The following is a 24,589-nucleotide window of genomic DNA, read 5'->3' on the forward strand; positions in this document are numbered from 1 at the left end:
CAGTTCCTTCCCAGCGTCAGAGCTTGATCTCGATGTTCACGTCCGCAGGCAGGTCGAGACGCATGAGCGAGTCGACGGCCTTCGGCGTGGGATCGATGATGTCGATGAGCCGCTTGTGAGTACGCATCTCGAAGTGCTCGCGGCTGTCCTTGTACTTGTGAGGCGACCGGATGACGCAGAAAACGTTCTTCTCCGTCGGCAACGGCACCGGACCCACGACCGACGCACCAGCGCGAGTCACCGTGTCGACGATCTTGCGCGCCGAGCTGTCGATGACTTCGTGGTCGTAGGACTTGAGCCTGATGCGGATCTTCTGTCCCGCCATGGCGCGTCTACTTCTCTCTGTTGAAACCGGCTCCGTCCGACCCCCGCACTCGGGCGTGTCGCTTCGCGCGACACACCGTTGCGCTGCGTACCGTTTCCGGCACGAGATCGGTGGTTGTTGTCGGGCGTCAACCACCGGGTAATCCCGGGGTCCAGACGCCGTCCACGTGTGCGAGCCCCGTCGTGTGCAGCGCGCGCGAACACGCCGCCCTCAACTAGGCAACCTGAACAGTGTGCCAGACCAGGCGCCGGAACTCCAATCGCCTGCGTCACACTCGGTCGTGCGACGGGGTCAGGCCTGCACGCGCGCCTTCGAGCGCCACCCTCCGACGAGGACCGACACCCCTCGGGCCTCCCAGGTCGCGGCGAACGCGCTCAGCGCGTCTGCCACTCGACGCGCGACACCCGTACCGTCCAGGTTCACCGTCAGCCGGCCGGTCAGGTCCGCGTCGAGCCGGAGCGTGGTCACGCCCGTACCCGCGTCCCAGCTGCTGCGTACGTGAACGCGCTCGACGTCCACCGCACCGAGGGTCATAGAGAACGGGCCAGGCAGCGGGACGTCGACGTTCAGCTCCGTCCGCACGTCGTACCGCCAGCCGCCTCGCGCCGCACCGGACGTCGGGGCCGACGTGAACCCCCAACCGTCGCGGTGAGCCTCCACGAACAGACCCGTCTCGGTCATGGCTGCTGCCAGGATCCCGAGTGCGTCGGCTGGCCCTGCAGCGACACGGACGAGGCAGAACGGTTCGGAGCACAGCATCGGCCATGGGCTCGGACCACGCGGGTCGGGCGCGTCGGCGGGGTCGCCAGCGGCCAGGAACGGCACCACATGGCCCTCGTGGACGGCGCGCGCGACTACCCCGGCGGCCGACGCCGCGACGCGCACACCGCGAGCCCCATCGGCAACGGCTGCTGACACGGCGTCTCGAACTCGGTCCATGGCACCCATGGGAGGACCGTACAGACACCCGGGCCACGCGGCGGTCCTCCGCCCGACACGTCCGAAAGGTGCACCCAGAACCACCCGATCGGCGCGGGGTACGACGAAGGCCCGGGAGCCGAAGCTCCCGGGCCTGCGTCAGATCAGCTGCCCCGAGGGGCGAGCATCACTTGATGATCTTGATGACCTTGCCCGAGCCGACGGTGCGGCCACCCTCGCGGATGGCGAAGCCGAGGCCCTCCTCCATCGCGATGGGCTGGATGAGGTTCACGTGGATCTCGGTGTTGTCGCCGGGCATGACCATCTCGGTGCCCTCGGGCAGCGTGATGACGCCGGTGACGTCGGTGGTGCGGAAGTAGAACTGCGGGCGGTAGTTCCCGTAGAACGGGTTGTGACGGCCACCCTCGTCCTTGGCCAGGATGTAGACCTGGCCCTCGAACTCGGTGTGCGGCGTGATCGAGCCGGGCTTGACGACGACCTGGCCGCGCTCGACCTCCTCGCGCTTCGTGCCACGAAGGAGCAGACCGACGTTCTCGCCGGCCTCGGCGTAGTCGAGCAGCTTGCGGAACATCTCGACGCCGGTGACCGTGGTCTTGATCGCCTTCTCCTTGATGCCGACGATCTCCACCTCCTCGTTCACCTTGAGCTTGCCGCGCTCCACGCGACCGGTGACGACGGTGCCACGACCGGTGATCGTGAAGACGTCCTCGATCGGCATGAGGAAGGGCTTGTCGATGTCGCGCACCGGGTCCGGCACGTTCTCGTCGACAGCCTCGAGCAGGTCCTCGACGGACTTGACCCAGACCGGGTCGCCCTCGAGCGCCTTCAGGCCGGAGACGCGCACGACGGGGACGTCGTCGCCGTCGAAGCCCTGGGCCGAGAGGAGCTCGCGGACCTCGACCTCGACGAGCTCCAGGATCTCCTCGTCGTCGACCATGTCGGTCTTGTTCAGCGCGACGAGCAGGTACGGCACGCCGACCTGACGGGCGAGCAGGACGTGCTCACGCGTCTGGGCCATCGGGCCGTCGGTGGCGGCGACCACGAGGATGGCGCCGTCCATCTGCGCCGCACCCGTGATCATGTTCTTGATGTAGTCCGCGTGACCGGGAGCGTCGACGTGAGCGTAGTGACGCTTCTCCGTCTGGTACTCCACGTGCGCGATGTTGATGGTGATACCGCGCTGCTTCTCCTCAGGGGCCTTGTCGATCTCGTCGAAAGGCGTGAAGGGGTTCAGGTCGGGGTACTTGTCGTGCAGCACCTTCGAGATGGCCGCCGTCAGCGTCGTCTTGCCGTGGTCGACGTGACCGATGGTGCCGATGTTGACGTGCGGCTTCGTCCGCTCGAACTTCGCCTTGCCCACTGGGTGTCCTCCTCAGGACTTGGTAGAGATTGGCCGACGTTGTGCGGCTACCGGACGGTAGCCGCTTGACGCGGCGTCCTACGGGTCGGTTTGTGTGATGGAACTACAGATGTCGACCTGTGGGACTACTCGCCCCGGGTCTTCTTGATGATTTCCTCGGCAACGTTCCGAGGAACCTCGGCGTAGCTGTCGAACTGCATCGAGTACACAGCACGACCCTGGGTCTTGGACCGCAGGTCGCCGACGTACCCGAACATCTCCGAAAGGGGGACCTGTGCACGGACGACCTTCACGCCCGTCGCGTCCTCCATGGACTGGATCATGCCGCGGCGGGAGTTGATGTCGCCGATGACGTCACCCATGTACTCCTCAGGAGTACGGACCTCGACGGCCATGACCGGCTCGAGGAGAACCGGGTCGGCCTTGCGGACCGCTTCCTTGAGGATCATCGAGCCCGCGATCTTGAACGCCATCTCCGAGGAGTCGACGTCGTGCGCGGCACCGTCGAGCAGGATCGCCTTGACGCCCACGAGCGGGAAGCCCGCGAGGACGCCGAGCTGCATCGCGCTCTGGATCCCGGCGTCGACCGACGGGATGTACTCGCGCGGGATGCGGCCACCGGTGACCTTGTTCGAGAACTCGTAGATCTCGCCGTCGGCGGTGTCCAGCGGCTCGAACGTCATCTGGACCTTCGCGTACTGGCCCGACCCACCGGTCTGCTTCTTGTGCGTGTAGTCGATCTTCTCGACCGAGCGACGGATCGTCTCGCGGTAGGCCACCTGCGGCTTGCCGACGTTGGCCTCGACCTTGAACTCGCGACGCATGCGGTCCACGAGGATGTCGAGGTGGAGCTCGCCCATGCCGCCGATGACGGTCTGGCCGGTCTCCTCGTCGTGCTTGACGCGGAAGGTCGGGTCCTCCTCGGCGAGCTTCTGGATGGCGACCGAGAGCTTCTCCTGGTCACCCTTCGTCTTCGGCTCGATGGCCACGTCGATGACGGGCTCCGGGAAGGTCATCGACTCGAGCACCACGGGTGCCGACGGGTCGCTCAGGGTGTCACCGGTGGTGACGTCCTTGAGGCCGATGAACGCGTAGATGTGGCCGGCCGTGGCGTCCTCGACCGGGTTCTCCTTGTTGGAGTGCATCTGGAAGAGCTTCCCGATGCGCTCCTTCTTGTTCTTGGTCGAGTTGAGCACCTGGGCGCCCTGCGAGACCTTGCCGGAGTACACCCGGACGTAGGTCAGCTTGCCGAAGAACGGGTGCGAGGCAACCTTGAACGCGAGGGCCGAGAACGGCTCCGTCGAGTCGGGGTGACGCTCGACGACGAGCTCGGGGTCCTTCATGTCGTGGCCCTCGACGGCCGGGACGTCCAGAGGCGTCGGCAGGTAGTCGATGACGGCGTCGAGCATGGGCTGGACGCCCTTGTTCTTGAACGCCGAGCCGCACAGGACCGGGTAGGCCTGCGACTTGACCGTGAGCTGGCGGATGCCGGCCTTGATCTCGGCCTCGGTCAGCTCCTCGCCACCGAGGAACTTCTCGAGCAGCTCGTCGTCAGTCTCGGCGACGGCCTCGAGGAGCTCGGCGCGGTACTGCTCCGCCTTCTCGACGAGGTCGGCGGGGATGTCCTCGACCTCGTACTTCTCGCCCAGGGCGGTCTCTCCGCGCCAGACCAGAGCACGCATCTTGACCAGGTCCACGACGCCGATGAAGTCGTTCTCGGCGCCGATGGGCAGCTGGATGACCAGCGGCTTGGCCTTGAGGCGGTCCACGATCGTCTTGACGGTGAAGTAGAAGTCGGCGCCGAGCTTGTCCATCTTGTTGACGAAGCAGATGCGCGGGACGTCGTACTTGTCGGCCTGACGCCAGACGGTCTCGGACTGGGGCTCGACGCCCTCCTTGCCGTCGAACACGGCAACGGCACCGTCGAGGACGCGCAGCGAGCGCTCGACCTCGACCGTGAAGTCCACGTGACCGGGCGTGTCGATGATGTTGATCTGGTTGTCGTGCCAGTAGCAGGTCGTCGCGGCGGACGTGATCGTGATGCCGCGCTCCTGCTCCTGCTCCATCCAGTCCATCGTCGACGCACCGTCGTGCGTCTCACCGATCTTGTAGTTGACCCCGGTGTAGAACAGGATCCGCTCGGTGGTCGTCGTCTTGCCAGCATCGATGTGAGCCATGATGCCGATGTTGCGGACCTTCGTGAGGTCCGTCAGCACATCCAGTGCCACGTGAGTTGCCCCTTACAGGTTGGCTTGGGTGGCGCCACCGGCCCGGCCCGAGGATCGGACCGGCGGCGCAGCGCCCGTGGGTGCCGGGATTACCAGCGGTAGTGCGCGAAGGCCTTGTTGGACTCAGCCATCTTGTGCATGTCCTCACGACGCTTCACCGCGGCACCGAGGCCGTTGGACGCGTCCAGGATCTCGTTCATGAGGCGCTCGGTCATCGTCTTCTCGCGACGAGCGCGCGAGTAGTCGGTGAGCCAGCGCAGCGCGAGGGTGGTCTGGCGGACCGGACGCACCTCGACGGGAACCTGGTACGTGGCACCACCGACGCGGCGCGAACGCACCTCGAGCGACGGGCGGACGTTGTCCAGGGCGCGCTTGAGCACGACCACCGGGTCGCCCTGCGTCTTCTCACGGACACCCTCGAGGGCGCCGTAGACGATGTGCTCCGCGACAGACTTCTTGCCGTCGAGCAGGACCTTGTTGATCAGCTGCGTGACGACCGGAGACCCGTAGACGGGGTCGATGACGAGCGGCCGCTTCGGGGCCGGACCCTTGCGAGGCATCAGCCCACCTTCTTCGCGCCGTAGCGGCTGCGCGCCTGCTTACGGTTCTTGACGCCCTGCGTGTCGAGGGCACCACGGACGATCTTGTAACGGACACCCGGGAGGTCCTTCACACGGCCACCGCGGACGAGCACGATCGAGTGCTCCTGCAGGTTGTGGCCGACACCGGGGATGTACGCCGTGACCTCGACCTGGCTGGAGAGACGAACGCGCGCGACCTTGCGGAGGGCGGAGTTCGGCTTCTTCGGGGTCGTGGTGTAGACGCGGGTGCACACACCGCGTCGCTGGGGGGAGCCCTTGAGGGCAGGCGTCTTCGACTTGTTCGTCTTCGCCTGCCGGCCCTTGCGGACCAGCTGCTGGATCGTAGGCACTACGTCTCCGTCTGTTGGATGATCTCTGGTCGACCGGACCCGTCACCCAGGACGGCCGGCATGGTCGGGGATCGTCGCCCGTCGCGCGACTACCTCAGGTCTCGAGTCCCGCACCGACCCCCGCGCTCGGGCGTGTCGCCCCGGCCCTCCTCGCCGCGTCCCGCAAGAACGGTCCTTGGCGAGGTGACGACGTGGTGGAGCGAGACCACCCGATGCTCCCGGCTCTGGACCCGCTCGCAAGAGGGATCCTTCGGGTGCATACGCGAGAGCCCGACGGCGCGGGCACGGTGTCCTACGTTACCCGGCGGCGCTTGCAGCGTCAAAGCGAGCCTCGTCACGTCGGCACGCGGATACGCGGACCGCGAGTGCTCTGTTCCGACCTCTCAGGGCGCCGACGGGACCACCCAGGCGTAGCTCTGGGAGCTGCCCGGAGGACCGTCACTGTCGTCCACGCGCACCGAGACGAGCGTGAAGTCCCGGCCTGCGACGGTCACGGTCTCCCCCACCTTCGCGCCGGAGGAGTCGGCCACCTCGCCCGCCCGGCTCGCCGACAACGACGCGTGGTCGTCGTCGATGTTGCTCGCGATGACCGTGAGGTCGTCGAGGGGTGTCGGGATGTTCTCCCGCAGCCAGATGCCACCGTCGGGTGACGACGCCGGGGGATCGGGCTCGTCGGCGCCGCAACCGGCCACCGCAAGGCTCGTCACGAGGACCACGCCCGCAGCCGAGACCCAACGCACCCACCGCGCCATCGGTGCCCCCCTGTTCTCTCGACCTGCCCGGAAGGATATGCGCACGTCAGCCCACCGCATTCGTGTCGACCGCGCGGAACGCGTCCACGTAGTCGTCGTAGCTCATCGTGATCGGTGGGTAGCCGGCGATGCCCCACGGGTTCACCACCGTCACCGTGCCGTGCTTCACGTCCGCGGACTGCACGTAGTAGGCATGGTGCGAGTGCAGCTGCTCCACGCCCTCGACCTTCTCCGGGCCGACAGGGGCGTCGTCCCGGGACGCGTTCCCGTACTTCGTCGGGTCTGCGGCCGGCGCGAGAGCCCCGCCACCGTCCGACGGACCGGCGGGCGCACCGGCACCGTCGCCGTCGTAGACGGTCGGCGTCCCGGTGCCACCGCAGTCACCAGCCCGGGTACCCAGCGAACGGACCGCGCAGCCGATCCTGTCGGCGAGGCTCTGTCCGACGCCCGACAGCCGGCTCGCCACGATGAGCGCACCGACGACGACCACCGCGGCGATAGCCACGCCGACGACTCGACGGAGGCCGCACCCCGCTGGCTGCCCCGAGGCCGCACGTTGCACGTCATGCGGTGATCGTCCCGGGCCGGGCAGGACCACCGACGTGGCCCCAGGACCCAATCTGGACCCAGGCGGGGCCCAGGCGGGCCTAGTGGGCTCAGCGGGCCCGGGACTCAAGCCCGGGCGCCGGAGCGCCACTACGCGTCGACCACGCTCGGTGGCCGGAGGCGTCGTCCACCGGACCCGGGCCCTCGGTCGATCGGCGTCGCCCGAGAACGCCCGAGGGGGCCCACCGAATCGGTGAGCCCCCTCGGGGGTGGTGCAGATCGATCAGCGGTAGTCGCCGAAGTCGATGTCCTCGAGCGGGATCGCCTCGCCGGAGCCGAGGCCCAGGGCGGGGAAGTCGATCTCGTCGTAGCCGAAGGTCGGGTACAGCTCGGCCTTCGCCTCCTCGGTGGGCTCGACCGCGATGTTGCCGTAGCGGGGCAGACCCGTTCCGGCCGGGATGAGCTTGCCGAGGATGACGTTCTCCTTGAGACCCAGCAGCGGGTCCGAACGACCCGACATCGCAGCCTCGGTGAGCACGCGGGTGGTCTCCTGGAAGGAGGCCGCCGACAGCCACGAGTCGGTCGCGAGCGACGCCTTCGTGATGCCCATGAGCTCGGGACGACCGGAGGCCGGCTGGCCGCCCTCGGACACCGCAGCGCGGTTCGCGTCCTCGAAGCGCCCACGCTCGGCGAGCTCGCCGGGCAGCAGGTCGGTCGTGCCCGAGTCGAGGACCGTCACGCGACGCAGCATCTGCCGCACGATGACCTCGATGTGCTTGTCGTGGATGTCCACACCCTGGGAGGAGTAGACGACCTGGACCTCGTCGACAAGGTGCTTCTGCGTGGCACGCGGGCCGAGGATGCGCAGGACCTTCTTCGGGTCGACCGCACCCTGGACCAGTTGGGTACCGACGGAGACGTGGTCGCCGTCCGAGATCAGCAGGCGCGTGCGCTTGGTGATCGGGTAGGCGATCTCCTCGGAGCCGTCGTCCGGCGTGAGCACGAGGCGACGCGAACGGTCCCCGTCCTCGACCGCGATACGACCGGAGAACTCCGCGATGGGCGCCTCACCCTTGGGGGTGCGGGCCTCGAAGAGCTCCTGGACGCGGGGCAGACCCTGCGTGATGTCGTCGGCCGAGGCCACGCCACCGGTGTGGAACGTACGCATGGTCAGCTGCGTGCCGGGCTCACCGATCGACTGGGCCGCGATGATGCCGACGGCCTCACCGATGTCGACGAGCTTGCCGGTGGCCAGCGAACGGCCGTAGCAGCGCGCGCAGGTGCCGACGCGGGACTCACACGTGAGGACCGAGCGGATCTTGAGCGTGTCCACGCCGGCCTCGAGGAGGCTGTCGAGCAGGACGTCGCCGACGTCGTCACCGGCGTGACCGATGACCTCGCCGCCGACCTCGATGTCGCTCGCCAGGGTGCGCGAGTAGACGCTCGTCTCCACCTTGTCGTGACGACGCAGCGGGCTGCCCGGGCCGGCCGACGGGACACCGATCGGCATGGTCAGACCACGCTCGGTGCCGCAGTCGTCCTCACGGACGATGACGTCCTGCGAGACGTCCACCAGACGACGGGTCAGGTAGCCCGAGTCGGCGGTCCGCAGAGCGGTGTCCGCCAGACCCTTGCGGGCACCGTGCGTCGCGATGAAGTACTCGAGGACCGACAGCCCCTCGCGGTAGTTCGACTTGATCGGGCGAGGGATGATCTCGCCCTTCGGGTTGGCGACGAGGCCACGCATACCGGCGATCTGGCGAACCTGCATCCAGTTACCACGGGCTCCCGAACCGACCATCTTGTAGACGGTGTTGTGCTTCGGGAAGTTCTCCTGCATCGCCTTGGCGACCTTGTCCGTGGCCTGCGTCCAGATCTCGATGAGCTCCTGACGACGCTCGTCGTCGGTGATGAGGCCCTTCTCGTACTGGCCCTGCACCTTCGCCGCGCGGCCCTCGTGCTCCTCGAGGATCGCTGCCTTGGCCGACGGGGTCGCGACGTCCGAGATGGAGATCGTGACGCCCGAGCGGGTGGCCCAGCGGAAGCCGGCCTCCTTGAGCGCGTCCAGCGACGCAGCGACCTCGACCTTGGGGTATCGCTCGGCCAGGTCGTTGACGATGACCGAGAGGCGCTTCTTGTCGACGACGCCGTTCTCGTACGGGTAGTCGATCGGCAGCAGCTCGTTGAACAGCGCACGGCCCAGGGTCGTCTCGAACAGCAGCGGCTCACCCTCGGTCCAGCCCTCGGGCGCCTGCTCCTCGGTGAGGACCAGGTCGTCGAAGCGGATCTTGATCACGGCGTTCAGGTCCAGGGAACCCTGGTCGAACGCCATGACGGCCTCGGAGACGGTGCTGAACGAGCGGCCCGCACCGAGCGGCTCGTCCTTGTCGTTGGTCAGGTGGTACAGACCGATGATCATGTCCTGCGAGGGCATGGTCACCGGACGACCGTCCGACGGCTTGAGGATGTTGTTGCTCGAGAGCATGAGGATGCGGGCCTCAGCCTGCGCCTCGGCGCTCAGGGGCAGGTGGACGGCCATCTGGTCACCGTCGAAGTCCGCGTTGAACGCGGCGCAGACGAGCGGGTGCAGGTGGATCGCCTTGCCCTCGACGAGCTGGGGCTCGAACGCCTGGATGCCCAGACGGTGCAGCGTGGGTGCACGGTTGAGCAGCACCGGGTGCTCCGTGATGACCTCTTCGAGGACATCCCAGACCACGGGGCGCGCGCGCTCGACCATGCGCTTGGCCGACTTGATGTTCTGCGCGTGGTTGAGGTCCACCAGGCGCTTCATGACGAACGGCTTGAACAGCTCGAGCGCCATCTGCTTGGGCAGACCGCACTGGTGCAGCTTGAGCTGCGGGCCGACGACGATGACCGAACGGCCCGAGTAGTCGACGCGCTTGCCGAGCAGGTTCTGGCGGAACCGACCCTGCTTGCCCTTGAGCATGTCCGAGATCGACTTGAGCGGGCGGTTGCCCGGACCGGTCACCGGACGTCCACGGCGGCCGTTGTCGAACAACGAGTCGACGGCCTCCTGGAGCATCCGCTTCTCGTTGTTGACGATGATCTCGGGCGCCCCGAGGTCGAGCAGCCGCTTGAGGCGGTTGTTCCGGTTGATCACGCGGCGGTACAGGTCGTTCAGGTCCGACGTGGCGAAGCGGCCACCATCGAGCTGGACCATCGGACGCAGGTCCGGCGGGATGACCGGGACGGCGTCGAGCACCATGCCGGTGGGCGAGTTGGTCGTCGTGAGGAACGCGTTGACGACCTTCAGACGCTTGAGGGCACGCGTCTTGCGCTGGCCCTTGCCCGTCTTGATGATCTCGCGCAGCGACTCGGACTCCGCGTCCAGGTCGAAGGCCTCGAGGCGCTTCTGGATCGCCGCGGCGCCCATCGAGCCCTCGAAGTAGTTGCCGAAGCGGTCCTGGAGCTGGCGGTACAGCATCTCGTCACCCTCGAGGTCAGCGACCTTGAGGTTCTTGAAGCGGTCCCACACGGTGTCCAGGCGCTCGAGCTCGAGGTCGGCACGCTTGCGCAGCTGAGCCATCTCGCGCTCGGCCGAGTCGCGCACCTTGCGGCGTGCGTCGGCCTTGGCACCCTCGGCCTCGAGCTCGGCCAGGTCGGCCTCGAGCTTGGTGGCGCGGGTGTTGATGTCGTTGTCGCGACGGTCCGAGATCTCCTTCTTCTCCAGGTCGATCCCGTTCTGGAGGTTGGGGAGGTCCTCGTGACGACCGTCGACGTCGACCCAGGTGATCATGTACGCCGCGAAGTAGATGACCTTCTCGAGGTCCTTCGGGGCGAGGTCGAGCAGGTAGCCGAGACGCGACGGCACACCCTTGAAGAACCAGATGTGCGTGACGGGCGCGGCGAGCTCGATGTGGCCCATGCGCTCACGACGGACCTTCGAGCGGGTCACCTCGACGCCGCAGCGCTCACAGATGATGCCCTTGAAGCGCACGCGCTTGTACTTGCCGCAGTAGCACTCCCAGTCCCGGGTGGGACCGAAGATCTTCTCGCAGAACAGGCCATCCTTCTCCGGCTTCAGGGTCCGGTAGTTGATGGTCTCGGGCTTCTTGACCTCGCCGTGCGACCAGGCACGGATGTCGTCGGCAGTAGCGAGGCCGATACGCAGCTCGTCGAAGACGTTGACGTCGAGCAAGGGGGGTCCTACTTCCTTCGCTTGCCGGCTGTGTCAGCCAGCTGAACGGAAATGTTGCTAAGGGTGCGGGCGCCCGCCGCCCACCCGTGAGGAAGGGCGGCGGGGCTCGACGTCAGATCTCTTCGATGCTGCTGGCGTTCGGGCGTCGCGACAGGTCGATGCCGAGCTCCTCCGCTGCGCGGTAGACCTCGTCGTCGTTCTCCTTCATGTCGATGGAGACGCCGTCCGAGGAGAGCACCTCCACGTTCAGGCAGAGCGACTGCATCTCCTTGAGGAGGACCTTGAAGGACTCCGGGATGCCCGAGTCGGGGATGTTCTCCCCCTTGACGATCGCCTCGTACACCTTGACGCGTCCGGGGACGTCGTCCGACTTGATGGTGAGGAGCTCCTGCAGCGTGTAGGCAGCGCCGTACGCCTCCAGGGCCCACACCTCCATCTCGCCGAACCGCTGGCCACCGAACTGCGCCTTACCACCCAGCGGCTGCTGCGTGATCATCGAGTACGGGCCGGTCGAGCGAGCGTGGATCTTGTCGTCCACAAGGTGGTGCAGCTTGAGGATGTACATGTAGCCGACGGCCACCGGCTCCGGGAACGGCTCGCCGGAGCGGCCGTCGAAGAGGTGGGCCTTGCCGTCGCCGCCGACGGTGCGGACACCGTCGCGGTTGGGCAGCGTCGAGGACAGCAGACCGGTCAGGGTCGTCTCGGGCACGCCGTCGAACACGGGGGTCGCGACCGGGTTGCCGGCCGGCGACTTCGCCGCGATCGCGGGGACGCCGTCGCGCCAGGACAGGTCGTCGCCCTCGGCGATCTCGATGTCCCAGCCCTGCTTGGCCACCCAGCCGAGGTGCGTCTCGAGCACCTGGCCGACGTTCATGCGGCCGGGAACACCGAGCGGGTTCAGGACGACGTCGACCGCGGTCCCGTCCGCGAGGAACGGCATGTCCTCGACGGGCAGGATCTTGGAGATGACGCCCTTGTTGCCGTGACGGCCGGCGAGCTTGTCGCCGTCCGTGATCTTGCGGCGCTGCGCGATGTACACGCGGACCAGCTCGTTGACGCCGGCGGGCAGCTCGTCGCCGTCCTCACGGCTGAACGTGCGGACCTCGATGACCGTGCCGGACTCGCCGTGCGGCACCTTGAGCGACGTGTCGCGGACCTCGCGCGCCTTCTCACCGAAGATCGCGCGGAGCAGCCGCTCCTCGGGGGTCAGCTCGGTCTCGCCCTTGGGCGTGACCTTGCCGACGAGGATGTCGCCGGCGCCGACCTCGGCACCGATGCGGATGATCCCGCGCTCGTCGAGGTCCGCGAGGACCTCCTCGGAGACGTTGGGGATGTCCCGCGTGATCTCCTCCGGGCCGAGCTTGGTGTCGCGTGCGTCGACCTCGTGCTCCTCGATGTGGATCGAGGAGAGCACGTCGTCCTGCACGAGACGCTGCGACAGGATGATCGCGTCCTCGTAGTTGTGACCCTCCCAGGACATGAACGCCACCAGCAGGTTACGGCCGAGCGCGAGCTCGCCCTCGTCCGTGGCGGGGCCGTCCGCGAGCACCGAGTTGACCTCGACGCGCGCGCCGGTGTCCACCAGCACGCGCTGGTTGTAGCTGGTGCCCTGGTTGGAGCGACGGAACTTGGCGACGCGGTGCGTCGACGTGGTGCCGTCGTCGTTGGCCACGACGATCAGGTCGGCCGACACCTCGGTGACGACACCCGGCTTCGTCGCGACGATGACGTCGCCCGCGTCGATCGCCGCACGCCGCTCCATGCCGGTACCCACGAGCGGGGCCTCGGAACGGACCAGCGGAACGGCCTGGCGCTGCATGTTGGCACCCATGAGGGCACGGTTGGCGTCGTCGTGCTCGAGGAACGGGATCAGGGCCGTGGCCACCGACACCATCTGGCGCGGGGAGACGTCCATGTAGTCGACGGCCTCGCCGGCGACGTACTCGATCTCGCCGCCCTTGACGCGGACCAGGACGCGGTCCTCCTCGAAGGCACCGTTCGCCTTGAGCGGGGCGTTGGCCTGCGCGATGACGTGGCGGTCCTCGTCGTCGGCGGTCAGGTAGTGGACCTCGTCGGAGACCTTGCCCTTGATGACCTTGCGGTACGGGGTCTCGACGAAGCCGAACGGGTTGATCCGCCCGTACGTCGCGAGCGAGCCGATGAGGCCGATGTTCGGGCCCTCAGGGGTCTCGATCGGGCACATGCGGCCGTAGTGCGACGGGTGGACGTCACGGACCTCCATGCCGGCACGGTCACGGGACAGACCACCCGGGCCCAGCGCGGACAGGCGACGCTTGTGCGTCAGACCCGCGAGGGGGTTGTTCTGGTCCATGAACTGCGACAGCTGCGAGGTGCCGAAGAACTCCTTGATCGACGCCACCACGGGGCGGATGTTGATCAGGGTCTGCGGCGTGATCGCCTCGACGTCCTGCGTCGTCATGCGCTCGCGCACGACGCGCTCCATCCGGGACAGGCCCGTGCGGACCTGGTTCTGGATGAGCTCGCCGACCGCACGGATGCGACGGTTGCCGAAGTGGTCGATGTCGTCGGTCTCGACGCGCAGCTCGATCGCCTCGCCGCCGCGGCGGCCGGGCAGCGTGGGCAGGTCGATGTGCAGCGACGCGAGGTACTTGATCGTCGCGACGATGTCGTCACGCGAGAGCACCGAGTCGGCCAGCGGGACATCCTCCCCGAGCTTCTTGTTCAGCTTGTAGCGGCCGACCTTGGCAAGGTCGTAGCGCTTCGGGTTGAAGTAGAAGTTCTCGATGAGCGCGCGACCGGCCTCGACCGTGGGCGGCTCGCCCGGGCGGATCTTGCGGTAGAGGTCGAGCAGGGCCTCGTCCTGCGTCTGGACGTGGTCCTTGTCGAGCGTGTCGATGACCGCCGGGTAGGCGGCGAACTCCTCGCGGATCTCCGCGTCCGACATGCCGAGGGCCTTGAGCAGCACGGTGGCGTTCTGCTTGCGCTTGCGGTCGACGCGCACGCCGACGTTGTCGCGCTTGTCGATCTCGAACTCGAGCCAGGCGCCACGGCTCGGGATGACCTTGGCCGTGAGGACGTCCTTGTCGGACGTCTTGTCGGCCGTGCGCTCGAAGTACACGCCGGGCGAACGGACGAGCTGCGAGACGACCACGCGCTCGGTGCCGTTGATGATGAAGGTGCCGCGCTCGGTCATGAGCGGGAAGTCGCCCATGAAGACCGTCTGGCTCTTGATCTCACCGGTCGTGTAGTTGACGAACTCCGCCGTGACGAACAGCGGGGCGGCGAAGGTGAAGTCCTTCTCCTTGCACTCCTCGGCCGTGTACTTGGGCGGCTCGAAGCGGTGCTCGCGGAAGGACAGCGACATGGAGCCGCCGAAGTCCTCGATCGGGGAGATCTCCTCGAAGATCTCCTCGAGACCTGCGGTCTCGGGAACGTCCTGCCGGCCGTTCTCGAGGGCCTTGGCCACGCGGGCCTGCCACTTCTCGTTGCCGAGGAGCCAGTCGAAGCTCTCGGTCTGCAGACCCAGGAGGTCCGGGACCTCGAGGGGCTCGTGGATCTTGGCGAAAGAGATACGACGAGATGCGGTGCGGTTCGCGATGGCGTCGGCGGTCGGAGCAGAAGGGGTGCGCGAGGCAGCCAAAAGAGGGGTCCTTCCCAGCGGATCGAGTGCACGCTGCGCTGGTCCTGACTAGGCACGATCCCCCGGCCGGCGAGCCTGCCACGTCGTGTACGAACGACGAGGGTGGGCTCGGGTTATACGGGATCGCGGGCACAGGCCAGCGCAAAGCGCTAGCATACTCATCCGCACGGGTAAAGTCCACCCGCAATCGACCCCTCCTGGCGCTGGCCACTTTCGTGGCCGACAGCCGCGAGGCGTCCGGTCCGTGTCAGCCGCTCTGCTGCACGTGGCGACGACGTTGGCGCCGCGCACATGGTGGCACACCTCACGGTCAGGACGAAAGTCGGTCTGTGGAGAAGCCTCCCCTCAGGCTCCGCAGGGCAGCAACGAGGCCCGCACCCCACAGGGGTACGGGCCTCGTCGGATCTCCGGATGAACCGGAGGTCAGATCACTTGAGCGTGACGGTGGCGCCAGCAGCCTCGAGGGTCTCCTTGGCCTTCTCGGCGGCGTCCTTGGCGACACCCTCCAGGACGGCCTTGGGGGCGGCGTCAACGAGGTCCTTGGCCTCCTTCAGACCGAGGGACGTCAGGACGCGCACCTCCTTGATGACCTGGATCTTCTTGTCACCGGCGGCCTCGAGAACGACGTCGAACGAGTCCTTCTCCTCCTCGACGGCGGCCTCAGCGGCGCCACCGGCGCCGGCCGGCGCGGCAACGGCGACGGGGGCAGCAGCGGTGACCTCGAAGACCTCCTCGAAGGCCTTCACGAACTCGGAGAGCTCGATGAGGGAGAGCTCCTTGAACGCGTCGATGAGCTCGGTGGTGGTGAGCTTCGCCATGATGGCGGTTCCTTCCGTTCGATGCCTGGCGGCCTCTGCGGCCTACCTGGGCGGGGGGGTGTGAAGAGCCTGTGCCGGGATGGCTCAGGCAGCGACCTCGGCCGACTCGTCCAGCTTGAGCCGGAGCGCGTCGACGGTGCGTGCAGCCTGAGCGGCGGGAGCGGTGAACATGTAGGCCGCCTGGTAGAGCTTGGCCTTGAACACGCCTGCCGCCTTGCCCAGCAGAACCTCACGGGACTCGAGGTCCGCGAGCTTGGTGACGTCCGCAGCGGTCAGGGCGCGTCCGTCGAGGACACCGCCCTTGATGACCAGTGCGGGGTTCGCCTTGGCGAAGTCACGCAGACCCTTGGCCGCCTCGACCGGGTCACCGGAGACGAAGGCGATCGCCGACGGGCCGGCAAGCGCGTCGTCGAGGCCCTCGAGGCCGGCATCCTTGGCCGCGATCGCGGTCAGCGTGTTCTTCACCACGGAGTACGTTGCGTTGCCGCTGAGCGCCTTGCGCAGCTTCTTGAGCTGAGCAACGGTGAGCCCGCGGTACTCGGTCAGCACGGCCGCGTTGGACTCGCGGAACAGGTCCGTGAGCTCTGCGACAGCGGCTGCCTTGTCCGGCCTCGCCATGGCAATCCTTCCGATGGTGGTGCCACCGGTCGTCACGCCCCACAAACGAAAGAGCCCCGCGCAGGCGCGGGGCTCGGCGTCAGGCTCGGCTTGCGCACGAGACCCTTCGAGAACTCTCACCTGCGCTGGCCTCCGCATGCTGCGGGACTTCGGGCGATCGACGTTCGCTCACTGCGTGGGCGCACGACGGTCGACGACCGGCGGTCTTTGGATGCCCCCAGCGTACGTCACGCGTGCGTGACGGCCAAATCGGTCCGGCTCCGGACCCGGAGCACCAGCTGTCCGCGGCCGCTCAGGCTGCCCCGTGCGCGCTGAACGTGCACCAGTTGACGAACCCCTCGGGGCTGTCGCGGTCGATGCGTCCGCGGGCCGCGTGCAGCGCGTGAGCGAACGTCTGGCCCGCTCGCAGGCCGCGGTGCAGCTCGAGCATGAGGTCGACCGCGGCCACGTCGGGCACGGCGGCGATGCTCGCGACGACCCCCGCGGTGCCCTGCGCGAGCATCGCGGACACGAACCCGAGCACCTCGTCGCCGAGGTAGGCGACGTCGGCACCCGAGTGGCAGGAGGCCAGGACCAGGCGGTGCGGTGCGACTCCGGCGCGATGCAGCTCCTGGACCGTCACCGGGCCGTCGGCGAGCAGCAGGGAGGAGAACATGGGGTTGTCGGCGCGCGGTGAGCCGTGGCAGGCGAGGTGGGCGAGGTCCGCGCTCCCGAGCGCGGCCACGACCGCTGCCGCCGTTCCGGAGTCCGGGTCGAGAACCGCCGCCCCCGGGTGGAGGTCCGTGAGGGCGTCGACCTCTTCGCGTGCGCCCTCGAGACCCGGGCCGGCGACGAGCACGGTCCCTCCGTTGCCGCCTCGGACGACCGCTGCCCGGCGGGTGCGGACCCAGACGGTCGCTGAGGGCGCCTGGGTCAGCGGCCCGTCGTGCATGCACGACCACGGCACGGCGTGCAGCAGTCCCACCGGCACCACGACGAGCTCGTCCTCCGCACCCACACCGAGCGGCGCGACGAGCATCGAGCGCAGCCGGGCGATACGCAGGTCCGCGCTCGCACGGGCCGCTCCGGCGGCTTCCGGAGTCCGTGGGTTGGCCAACCGTCGGAGGGCGAACAGCAGGGGACGCAGCTCGTCCTGGACGTCGGCAGCGGCGCCGAGCTCGACCACCCGGGCCCGCCTCGGTTCCACCACGACGGCGACGAGCCTTCCTTGGTGCGTGCCGAGCTCGACGAGCGTGCGCCCCTCGAGCTCGGCACGCAGCGCGGTCAACCCGATCGGGCGCCGGTCGCCCGCACCGTCCACGACGGGCTCGACCGAGCGCGCCCACTCCGCGGTACGAAGCCGGTCGCCGTCCGCGCCCTCGGCCGTCGCGACCGAGCGACCGGTGCTCGAGGCGTCCGTCTCATGCACGTACGGCGGTCGCTGGTCCACGCTGTCTGCCGTGCGCGGGAACCGCGCGGTGAGCGCCGCCGCGCGCGTGCGTTCCATCCAGGCCAGCGTCTCGGCGGGAGAGCCGGTCTCCAGCACGATGCCGAGGCCGATCTCGCCGAGCTCGGCCCCGTGACCGGATGCCAGGGCACGCAGCTCGATCGTGGGCAGGCTCGAGCGGTGCACCGCGAGGTCGCGCAGTCCCGCACGGCACTGGACGAGTGCCGACGCGGAGCGAAGCCTCGCCCTGTCCGCGAGCGCAGCGGCCAGCCGGGCGTGCAGCCGAAGCAGGACCTGACCCTGCCGACCGAGCTCGTGGGCACGTTCGAGGGCCGGTACTGCGTCACGGGGACGGTCGACGTGCAATGCGACCCGCCCGGCGACCAGGTACGCCTCGACGGCGCTGTGCAGGTGCTCGGCACGCTCGAGGTTCGCTGCTGCTCGACGTGCCGCTCGCAGCTCGCTCACCCCCGCCGTTCCGGCGCGCAGACGTGCCTCTACACCGATCACCACCGCCTTGTCCCGCCAACCCGCACGGCGCTGGCGCCGGGCCTCGGCTGTCGCGGCGTCGGCCAGGTCCCGGGCTGCCTCCACGTCGCCCAGGAGCAGCGAGATGCGCGCGAGCCGGAGCTTCGCCTCCGTCGCCATGAGGGCGCTGCCCATCGCGACAAGCTCCTCGACGGCGCGCCCGGCCGCAGACGCAGCCTCGGGCAGCAGCCGCAGATCCACCATGGCGTCGGCGTACTCGTAGTAGTACTCGCCCAGCGGCATGTCTGCGTCCGTCTGCACCTGGGCCGACCGCTCGAAGTCCAGCAGTCCCTGCGACAGGCGTCCGGCCCGGACCGCGATCCAGCCACGCGTCTGCAACACCGCTCCGAGGAATCCCGGCGCGTTGGCCGACATCGCGACCGCGGCGTCCGCCTGCTCGAGGGCCTCGTGGTATGCCCCTCGCTCGGCCAGCACGAGCGCAAGGTTGTTGTGCACGAGCCTGCCGATGAACTCCGAGCTCACCCCACTGGCCAGCAGCGCCCGGTAGCGCGTCTCGGCCTCGGCGGGCATTCCTGCGTGCTGTGCCACGACGGCTCGTGACACGAGGATCCGGTCGAGCAACCTCCTGCGTTCGCCGGTGTCGACGTCCGCCGCACGCCCGATCGCGGCGAGCGCCAAATCGAGGTCGCGCGCCGAGCCATTGACCCGGCCGAGCTCTTGGAGGACCGTCGCACGCGTGACGAGCGCGCCGGCAGCCACCGAGTGCAGGTCATGGCGACGAGCGACGCGCACCGCCTCGTTGAGCAACCGGCGCGCACCGAGGTCGTCCAGTCGCGTCCGGCGAGCCATCGCGAGCACTCGCAGGCTCAGGCACAGGATCTCGGGGTCCTTGCGCCGCCGCGCGGCGACCACCGCGGCCGCGGCCTGCGTCTCGACGGACACGGGATCCTCGTCCGCGGCAGCAAGAAGCGCACGCACATGTATCAGGAGTGCATCTCGGCTCTCTGACAGTGCGAAGGGATCGTCGTGTGGAGTCGTCGTACCGGCGTCGACCCCTTGCGGGCACATCTTCCGAAGTCTAGACGGAACGTGAAGGAGCAGACGTGAGTGTTTTCTCGGACGACCCGCAGACACCGGGCCGACCATTCGGCACGGACTACGCCTCCCAGCAGGGAGCCGGGGACGTCGACCCGCGCGTACAGCTGCAGGTGCGCCGGCAGGTCGATGACCTGTTCCAGCGCCACGTCGACCCCAGTGTGCGGCGGCGGATGAACGGCACGATCCGCGGGCGCTGGTCCACCCGTCGCGGTGTCGAGCTCGACGCGCTGGAGACCAGCAACGGGCAGGAGACCCTCGTGCTGGGCGGCGAGCTGCTGGTGACCGCGAGGTCGTGGGAAGACCCTGCCATCCGGGGCTATCTCGCCCGGCGTCGCCTGGAACGGGTCGAGGTCGGCTGCCCCGACCTGGAGGACCGCCTCGTCCGGCTGGTCACCACGGGCACCGTGCGACCGGGGTACCTCGAGGACGCCGTCGACGAGCTGCGCCGCCGCGGTGCCGCCGCCTCCCTGACCCACGTCACGCCGCTGGCAGGGATCCTGAAGCCGCACGGCACGTCCGTTCCCACCATCGGCACGTTCGAGGAGTACGGCACGCACCCGACCGGCGACGGCAGCGGTGCAAAGGTCGCCGTCGTCGACACCGGCATCGACGGCACCATCCGGGGCGACGGCTGGCTGACCGGGATCGAGCGCCGCTCCGACGTCCCGACGACGCACGCGGACGAGAACAACGTCGACCCGCTCGACAACACGCCCGACGACGGGTTCCTCGACTTCTCGGCAGGGCACGGCACGTTCGTCAGCGGCGTCGTCGCGCAGGTCGCACCCACCGCCGACATCGAGGTCTACCGCGCCCTGAGCACCGCGGGCACGGGCAGCGAGATCGAGGTCGCGTGTGCCCTGATCCGCGCGGTCCGTGACGGCGCGGACGTGGTCAACCTCTCGCTCGGGACCCAGACCCAGTACGACCAGCCGTCGCTGGCCCTCGCCGCGGCGCTCGACGTCGTCCGGGAGATCGAGATCGCACGGAAGCGCGAGGTGCTCGTCGTGGCCGCGGCCGGCAACTTCGGTGACACGACGCCGGTGTGGCCGGCGGCATTCCGGCGCGTCGTCTCGGTCGGGTCGCTGACCGCGGACCTCCGGCCGAGCGTGTTCTCCAGCAGGGGGTGGTGGGTGGACTGCTCCGCGATCGGTGAGGGGATCCTGTCGCCGTTCGTCGCGGGCGTGCAGTCGCCCGACTTCGCGCCGGACCCCGAGACGTTTCCCGAGGATGCCTTCGCCCGGTGGAGCGGCACGTCGTTCGCCGCACCACAGGTGGCCGGCGCGATCGCGCGTCTCATGCACGAGCGTGGGCTCGGTGCCCGGGAGGCCTACGTCCAGCTGCTGGCGTCCGGCAACCCTCTTCCCGACTTCGGCCAGACGTTCACGATCCTGCCGGGGGTGTGAGGTGCTGGGCACGCTGTGGCACACACGACATGATGGCTTCCACGTCGACCGTCGAAGGGATGCGAACGTGGACAACGACGACCCGTACCGCGCGTGGGATGCGCCGGCGCTGGTCACAGGTGCGCTCAACGGCGACCAGGGGGCCTGGACCGAGATCGTGCGCCGTCACGCACCCGCCGTCATCGCGCGGGTGCGACAGTTCCGGCTGACACCGCACCAGGCGGAGGACGTCGCTCAGACCGTCTGGCTCAACCTGCTCGAGAACCTCGAGAAGCTCCGCGACCCGCACGCCCTCCCCGGCTGGATCGCGACCACGGCGCGGCACGAGTGCATCCGCGTCACCAACCTCAACCGCCGTACCGTGCCGGTCGACCCCCAGGGTGGCCGGCTCGACGGCGCGGACGAGTCGAACCTCGACGAGCAGATGCTGCTGGTGGAGCGCGAGAGGGCGCTTCGGGAGGGTCTCGCGGAGCTTCCCCTCCACCAACGGGAGGTCCTTCTCATGCTCTCGGTGGACCCGCCGCTGAGCTACGCCGAGATCGCCGAGAAGCTCGGCGTACCCATCGGCTCGATCGGTCCCACCCGGGGCCGCGGCCTGGCACGGCTACGCGAGACGACCGCGATCAAGAACTATGTGGCTGCCTGGACGGCTCCCGCAGCAGGAGAAGGAGGCCGCGATGTTCTCGCACTCGGATGACCACGCCCGCACGCCGTGGGCCGACGACGACGCTCTCGGGTCTGACCTGGTGACCGCCGTCGCACAGTCCGATCTCTACGACCGGGTCCTGGCGAGCGCCGACCTGGCGTTCCGCGCCCACCGCGGGATGGTCGAGGCCAGGGCAGGGCTGGAGATGGACCTGCTGCTGCTCGAGCTCGTCTACGACTCCGGCGCGGTCGACGTACCCGCCGGCGTCCGTGACCGCTCGGGCGGCTCGTCGCGCACCCTCGTCTTCGAGGGCGACGCCCTGAGCGTCGAGGTCGAGGTCGAGGCCGCCTCGATCGAGGGGCAGCTCATCCCGCCGCGTCCCGGGCACGTCACGCTGCGGACGCCCACCGGCGACGTCGGATCGGTCGACACCGACGACGTCGGCTACTTCCGTTTCGACGTACGCCCCGACGGACCGCTGCGGCTGGAGTGCAGCAACGGAGAGGGCGCCTGCGTCACGCAGTGGCTTCCCTACTGACCGTCGAACGAACGAAGGCCCCGGTCATCCGACCGGGGCCTTCGTCGTACGTGCTGCCAGCGTCAGGCTGCGTCGTCCTCGGAGGTGAGGTTCCGCGTCTTGTTCTGGTCGACCAGGATGCCGGGTCCGTTCGTGGTCGAGAACGTCGCCTTGGCGATGTAGCGACCCTTCGAGGACGACGGCTTCAGGCGCAGGACCTCGTCGAGCGCTGCGGCGTAGTTCTCCACCAGCTGGACGTCGCTGAACGACGTCTTGCCGATGATGAAGTGCAGGTTCGCGTGACGGTCCACGCGGAACTCGATCTTGCCGCCCTTGATGTCGGACACGGCCTTGGCCACGTCCATCGTCACGGTGCCGGTCTTCGGGTTCGGCATGAGACCGCGCGGGCCGAGGACCTTTCCGAGTCGACCGACCTTGCCCATGAGGTCAGGCGTCGCGACGGCGGAGTCGAAGTCGGTCCAGCCGCCTGCGACCTTGTCGATCAGCTCGTCGCCACCGACCTCGTCGGCGCCGGCGGCGCGGGCCTGCTCGGCACGCTCACCCGTCGCGAAGACGATGACACGGGCGGTCTTGCCGGTGCCGTGGGGCAGGTTGACCGTGCCACGGACCATCTGGTCCGCCTTGCGCGGGTCCACGCCGAGGCGGAACGCGACCTCGACGGTCGCGTCGTACTTGGTGGTCGACGTCGCCTGCGCGAGCCGGACAGCCTCGAGGGGGCTGTAGAGGTTGCCCTCCTCGATCTTCTCGGCGGCGTTGCGGTACGCCTTGCTGTGCTTTGCCATCTGCTTGGTTCTCCTTGTGAGCAGTCGTGGTCTGTCGGGCCGCACATGGCCCTGCCACTGGGGGTGGTGCCGGGGTGGTGCTAGCTCAGCCCTGGACCGTGATGCCCATCGACCGGGCGGTGCCGGCGATGATCTTCTCGGCCGCGGCCAGGTCGTTCGCGTTGAGGTCCTCGAGCTTGGTGCTCGCGATCTCGGTGATCTGCGCCTTGGTCAGCGAGGCGACCTTGACGGTGTGGGGCGTGGGCGAACCCTTGGCCACACCGGCGGCCTTCTTGATGAGCTCGGCGGCCGGCGGCGTCTTAGTGATGAAGGTGAACGAGCGGTCCTCGTACACCGTGATCTCCACGGGGATGACGTTGCCGCGCTGCGCCTCGGTGGCCGCGTTGTACGCCTTGCAGAACTCCATGATGTTGACGCCGTGCTGACCCAGCGCCGGACCGATCGGCGGCGCGGGCGTTGCGGCGCCGGCCTTGATCTGGAGCTTGATGAGGCCGGTGACCTTCTTCTTCGGGGGCATGCTCAACTTCCGTTTCGTGTTGTGGGCCGACGCCGTGGGCGATGACCCGGTTGCAGGACCCGTCCGTCGGACGGGCATCCAGTCAGATCTTGGCGACCTGGCTGAAGGACAGCTCGACCGGGGTCTCCCGGCCGAAGATGGAGACGAGCACCTTGAGCTTCTGGTTCTCGGCGCTGATCTCCGAGATCGTCGCCGGCAAGGTGTCGAACGGGCCGTCGGTGACCGTGACCGACTCGCCGACGGTGAAGTCGACCTTGATCTGCGAGGCGGCCTTGGCTGCACTCGCGGCGGTCGTCGGCGTCTTGGGCTCGAGCGCCGGCGCGAGCATGGAGAAGACCTCGTCGAGCGTCAGCGGCACGGGCTGGTGGGTGTGCCCCACGAACCCGGTGACGCCCGGCGTGTGCCGGACGGCGCCCCACGACTCGTCGGTCAGGTCCATGCGCACCAGGACGTAGCCGGGGATCCGGACGCGCTTGACGACCTTGCGCTGCGCGTTCTTGATCTCCACGACCTCTTCCATGGGGACCTCCACCGCGTAGATGAAGTCCTCCATGTTCAGGCTCTGGCGACGGTTCTCCAGGTTGGCCTTCACGCGGTTCTCGTAGCCCGCGTAGGAGTGGATGACGTACCAGTCACCGAGCTGGCTGCGAAGCTGCGCCTTGAACGCCGCGACCGGGTCCTCGTCGACATCGGGCTCGGCGTCGTCCTCGGGCTCGGCCTCGTCGTCGGCGTCGACCGCGTCGGCCTCGACGCCGTCGGTCTCGTCGTCGGCGTCGACCGCGTCGGCCTCGACCTCGGCGTCGGCCTCGTCGCTCTCGGTGGCGTCGTCGAGCTCGACACCCTCGGCGTCCCCGGCCGATGCCTCGACGGCCTCGACCGACGCGAGGGCGTCGTCGAGCTCAATCTCGGCGCCCGTCGTGGGCTCCTGCGACTCCTGCGACACGTGCGAACCTGCCTTCTCTAGCGAATGCGCCCCGGCGTGCCGGAACTGTGAGCGCCCCACCTGGGCGAGGCGACTGCGGGAACGGCGGGCGTCAGCCCCCGAAGACCCAGAACGTGAGCTTTCCGACCGCGAGGTCGACCACGGTGACGAACGCCATGATCACGGCAACGAACACCAGGACGACGCCCGTGTAGGTCACCAGGTCCGACCGCGTCGGACGGACGACCTTCTTGAGCTCGCCCAGGACCTGACGGAAGAACAACGCGATCCGGGCGAACAGTCCGGGACGCTCCTTGCCCTTGCGGGCAGGCTTGGACGACGGACGCGCCGCCGAACCCCCGGCGTCGGACGCCGCAGCCGGTGCTGTCTCGCTCACGTCTGGCCCCTACGTCTCGTGGTGGTCGGGGTCCGTACGGAACCCGACGATCGGACGGGCCGACGCGTCG

20 protein-coding genes are annotated in these 24,589 nt (G+C 68.6%); 3 read left to right on the forward strand and 17 right to left on the reverse strand.

What is annotated here, in order from left to right:
* Positions 1-16: 16 nt before the first annotated feature.
* The 13 genes from rpsJ to N553_RS20565 form a co-directional block, all read right to left on the reverse strand.
* Positions 17-325 carry a 30S ribosomal protein S10 gene (gene rpsJ, locus N553_RS0101500; RefSeq protein WP_013117879.1) on the reverse strand — a complete coding sequence of 103 codons (309 nt, stop codon included), beginning with the start codon at positions 323-325 and terminating at the stop codon, positions 17-19.
* Positions 326-616: 291 nt separating this feature from the next.
* A complete protein-coding gene (locus N553_RS0101505) occupies positions 617-1,273 on the reverse strand; it encodes a hypothetical protein (RefSeq protein ID WP_156043655.1) in 657 nt (218 codons plus the stop codon).
* Between the two features lie 157 nt (positions 1,274-1,430).
* A complete protein-coding gene (gene tuf / locus N553_RS0101515; RefSeq protein ID WP_028045070.1) occupies positions 1,431-2,624 on the reverse strand; it encodes an elongation factor Tu in 1,194 nt (397 codons plus the stop codon).
* Positions 2,625-2,749: 125 nt separating this feature from the next.
* Positions 2,750-4,852 (reverse strand): elongation factor G, encoded by a 2,103-nt coding sequence (fusA, locus tag N553_RS0101520; RefSeq protein ID WP_028045071.1) that lies wholly within the window; start codon positions 4,850-4,852, stop codon positions 2,750-2,752.
* Between the two features lie 89 nt (positions 4,853-4,941).
* Positions 4,942-5,412 (reverse strand): 30S ribosomal protein S7, encoded by a 471-nt coding sequence (gene rpsG, locus N553_RS0101525; protein WP_028045072.1) that lies wholly within the window; start codon positions 5,410-5,412, stop codon positions 4,942-4,944.
* Positions 5,412-5,783, reverse strand: coding sequence for a 30S ribosomal protein S12 (gene rpsL, locus N553_RS0101530; RefSeq protein ID WP_013770160.1), 372 nt, complete (start codon positions 5,781-5,783; stop codon positions 5,412-5,414). Before rpsL ends, rpsG begins: the two co-directional genes overlap by 1 nt.
* Positions 5,784-6,166: 383 nt before the next feature.
* Positions 6,167-6,535, reverse strand: a complete 369-nt coding sequence (locus tag N553_RS0101535; protein ID WP_028045073.1) for a hypothetical protein — start codon at positions 6,533-6,535, stop codon at positions 6,167-6,169.
* 46 nt (positions 6,536-6,581) lie between these two features.
* Positions 6,582-7,040, reverse strand: coding sequence for a hypothetical protein (locus tag N553_RS0101540; protein ID WP_028045074.1), 459 nt, complete (start codon positions 7,038-7,040; stop codon positions 6,582-6,584).
* A gap of 324 nt (positions 7,041-7,364) precedes the next feature.
* Complete coding sequence (locus N553_RS0101545; protein ID WP_028045075.1) at positions 7,365-11,240, reverse strand: DNA-directed RNA polymerase subunit beta'; 3,876 nt, start codon at positions 11,238-11,240, stop codon at positions 7,365-7,367.
* 112 nt (positions 11,241-11,352) lie between these two features.
* Positions 11,353-14,862 (reverse strand): DNA-directed RNA polymerase subunit beta, encoded by a 3,510-nt coding sequence (gene rpoB / locus N553_RS0101550; RefSeq protein ID WP_028045076.1) that lies wholly within the window; start codon positions 14,860-14,862, stop codon positions 11,353-11,355.
* Positions 14,863-15,290: 428 nt separating this feature from the next.
* Complete coding sequence (rplL, locus tag N553_RS0101555) at positions 15,291-15,680, reverse strand: 50S ribosomal protein L7/L12 (RefSeq protein WP_028045077.1); 390 nt, start codon at positions 15,678-15,680, stop codon at positions 15,291-15,293.
* A gap of 84 nt (positions 15,681-15,764) precedes the next feature.
* On the reverse strand, positions 15,765-16,298 hold the full coding sequence (gene rplJ / locus N553_RS0101560; RefSeq protein ID WP_028045078.1) for a 50S ribosomal protein L10: 534 nt from the start codon (positions 16,296-16,298) through the stop codon (positions 15,765-15,767).
* Between the two features lie 292 nt (positions 16,299-16,590).
* Complete coding sequence (locus tag N553_RS20565) at positions 16,591-19,155, reverse strand: CHAT domain-containing protein (RefSeq protein WP_051639741.1); 2,565 nt, start codon at positions 19,153-19,155, stop codon at positions 16,591-16,593.
* 161 nt (positions 19,156-19,316) lie between these two features.
* Between N553_RS20565 and N553_RS24025 the strand changes: the two genes are divergently transcribed.
* The 3 genes from N553_RS24025 to N553_RS0101580 all read left to right on the forward strand — a co-directional run bounded on the left by N553_RS24025 (position 19,317) and on the right by N553_RS0101580 (position 21,901).
* A complete protein-coding gene (locus N553_RS24025; RefSeq protein ID WP_051639742.1) occupies positions 19,317-20,717 on the forward strand; it encodes a S8 family serine peptidase in 1,401 nt (466 codons plus the stop codon).
* A gap of 67 nt (positions 20,718-20,784) precedes the next feature.
* Positions 20,785-21,414: an RNA polymerase sigma factor gene (locus tag N553_RS0101575; RefSeq protein ID WP_028045079.1), complete on the forward strand. Its 630-nt coding sequence runs from the start codon at positions 20,785-20,787 to the stop codon at positions 21,412-21,414.
* Complete coding sequence (locus N553_RS0101580; RefSeq protein WP_028045080.1) at positions 21,395-21,901, forward strand: hypothetical protein; 507 nt, start codon at positions 21,395-21,397, stop codon at positions 21,899-21,901. Before N553_RS0101575 ends, N553_RS0101580 begins: the two co-directional genes overlap by 20 nt.
* Positions 21,902-21,963: 62 nt before the next feature.
* On the opposite strand, the gene rplA is transcribed toward N553_RS0101580, so the two are convergent.
* The 4 genes from rplA to secE all read right to left on the reverse strand — a co-directional run bounded on the left by rplA (position 21,964) and on the right by secE (position 24,519).
* Entirely contained in the window at positions 21,964-22,683 is a 720-nt protein-coding gene (gene rplA, locus N553_RS0101585) for a 50S ribosomal protein L1 (RefSeq protein ID WP_028045081.1), read from the reverse strand.
* Positions 22,684-22,768: 85 nt separating this feature from the next.
* The gene (gene rplK, locus N553_RS0101590; protein ID WP_028045082.1) at positions 22,769-23,200 is read right to left on the reverse strand and encodes a 50S ribosomal protein L11; all 432 of its coding nucleotides are present in this window, start codon (positions 23,198-23,200) and stop codon (positions 22,769-22,771) included.
* Between the two features lie 82 nt (positions 23,201-23,282).
* Positions 23,283-24,143, reverse strand: a complete 861-nt coding sequence (nusG, locus tag N553_RS0101595; protein WP_028045083.1) for a transcription termination/antitermination protein NusG — start codon at positions 24,141-24,143, stop codon at positions 23,283-23,285.
* 91 nt (positions 24,144-24,234) lie between these two features.
* Positions 24,235-24,519, reverse strand: coding sequence for a preprotein translocase subunit SecE (gene secE / locus N553_RS0101600; protein ID WP_028045084.1), 285 nt, complete (start codon positions 24,517-24,519; stop codon positions 24,235-24,237).
* Positions 24,520-24,589 lie beyond the last annotated feature (70 nt).

The organism is Cellulomonas sp. URHE0023 (assembly GCF_000688475.1).
Taxonomy (GTDB): domain Bacteria; phylum Actinomycetota; class Actinomycetes; order Actinomycetales; family Cellulomonadaceae; genus Cellulomonas.

What these genes read in the sequence shown, in the direction of transcription:
- rpsJ (WP_013117879.1), bottom strand. Translation starts at nt 325, where the DNA reads ATGGCGGGACAGAAGATCCGCATCAGGCTCAAGTCCTACGACCACGAA.
- N553_RS0101535 (WP_028045073.1), bottom strand. Translation starts at nt 6,535, where the DNA reads ATGGCGCGGTGGGTGCGTTGGGTCTCGGCTGCGGGCGTGGTCCTCGTG.
- rplK (WP_028045082.1), bottom strand. Translation starts at nt 23,200, where the DNA reads ATGCCCCCGAAGAAGAAGGTCACCGGCCTCATCAAGCTCCAGATCAAG.
- N553_RS0101580 (WP_028045080.1), top strand. Translation starts at nt 21,395, where the DNA reads ATGTTCTCGCACTCGGATGACCACGCCCGCACGCCGTGGGCCGACGAC.
- N553_RS0101505 (WP_156043655.1), bottom strand. Translation starts at nt 1,273, where the DNA reads ATGGGTGCCATGGACCGAGTTCGAGACGCCGTGTCAGCAGCCGTTGCC.
- rplL (WP_028045077.1), bottom strand. Translation starts at nt 15,680, where the DNA reads ATGGCGAAGCTCACCACCACCGAGCTCATCGACGCGTTCAAGGAGCTC.
- rplJ (WP_028045078.1), bottom strand. Translation starts at nt 16,298, where the DNA reads ATGGCGAGGCCGGACAAGGCAGCCGCTGTCGCAGAGCTCACGGACCTG.
- rpsG (WP_028045072.1), bottom strand. Translation starts at nt 5,412, where the DNA reads ATGCCTCGCAAGGGTCCGGCCCCGAAGCGGCCGCTCGTCATCGACCCC.
- rplA (WP_028045081.1), bottom strand. Translation starts at nt 22,683, where the DNA reads ATGGCAAAGCACAGCAAGGCGTACCGCAACGCCGCCGAGAAGATCGAG.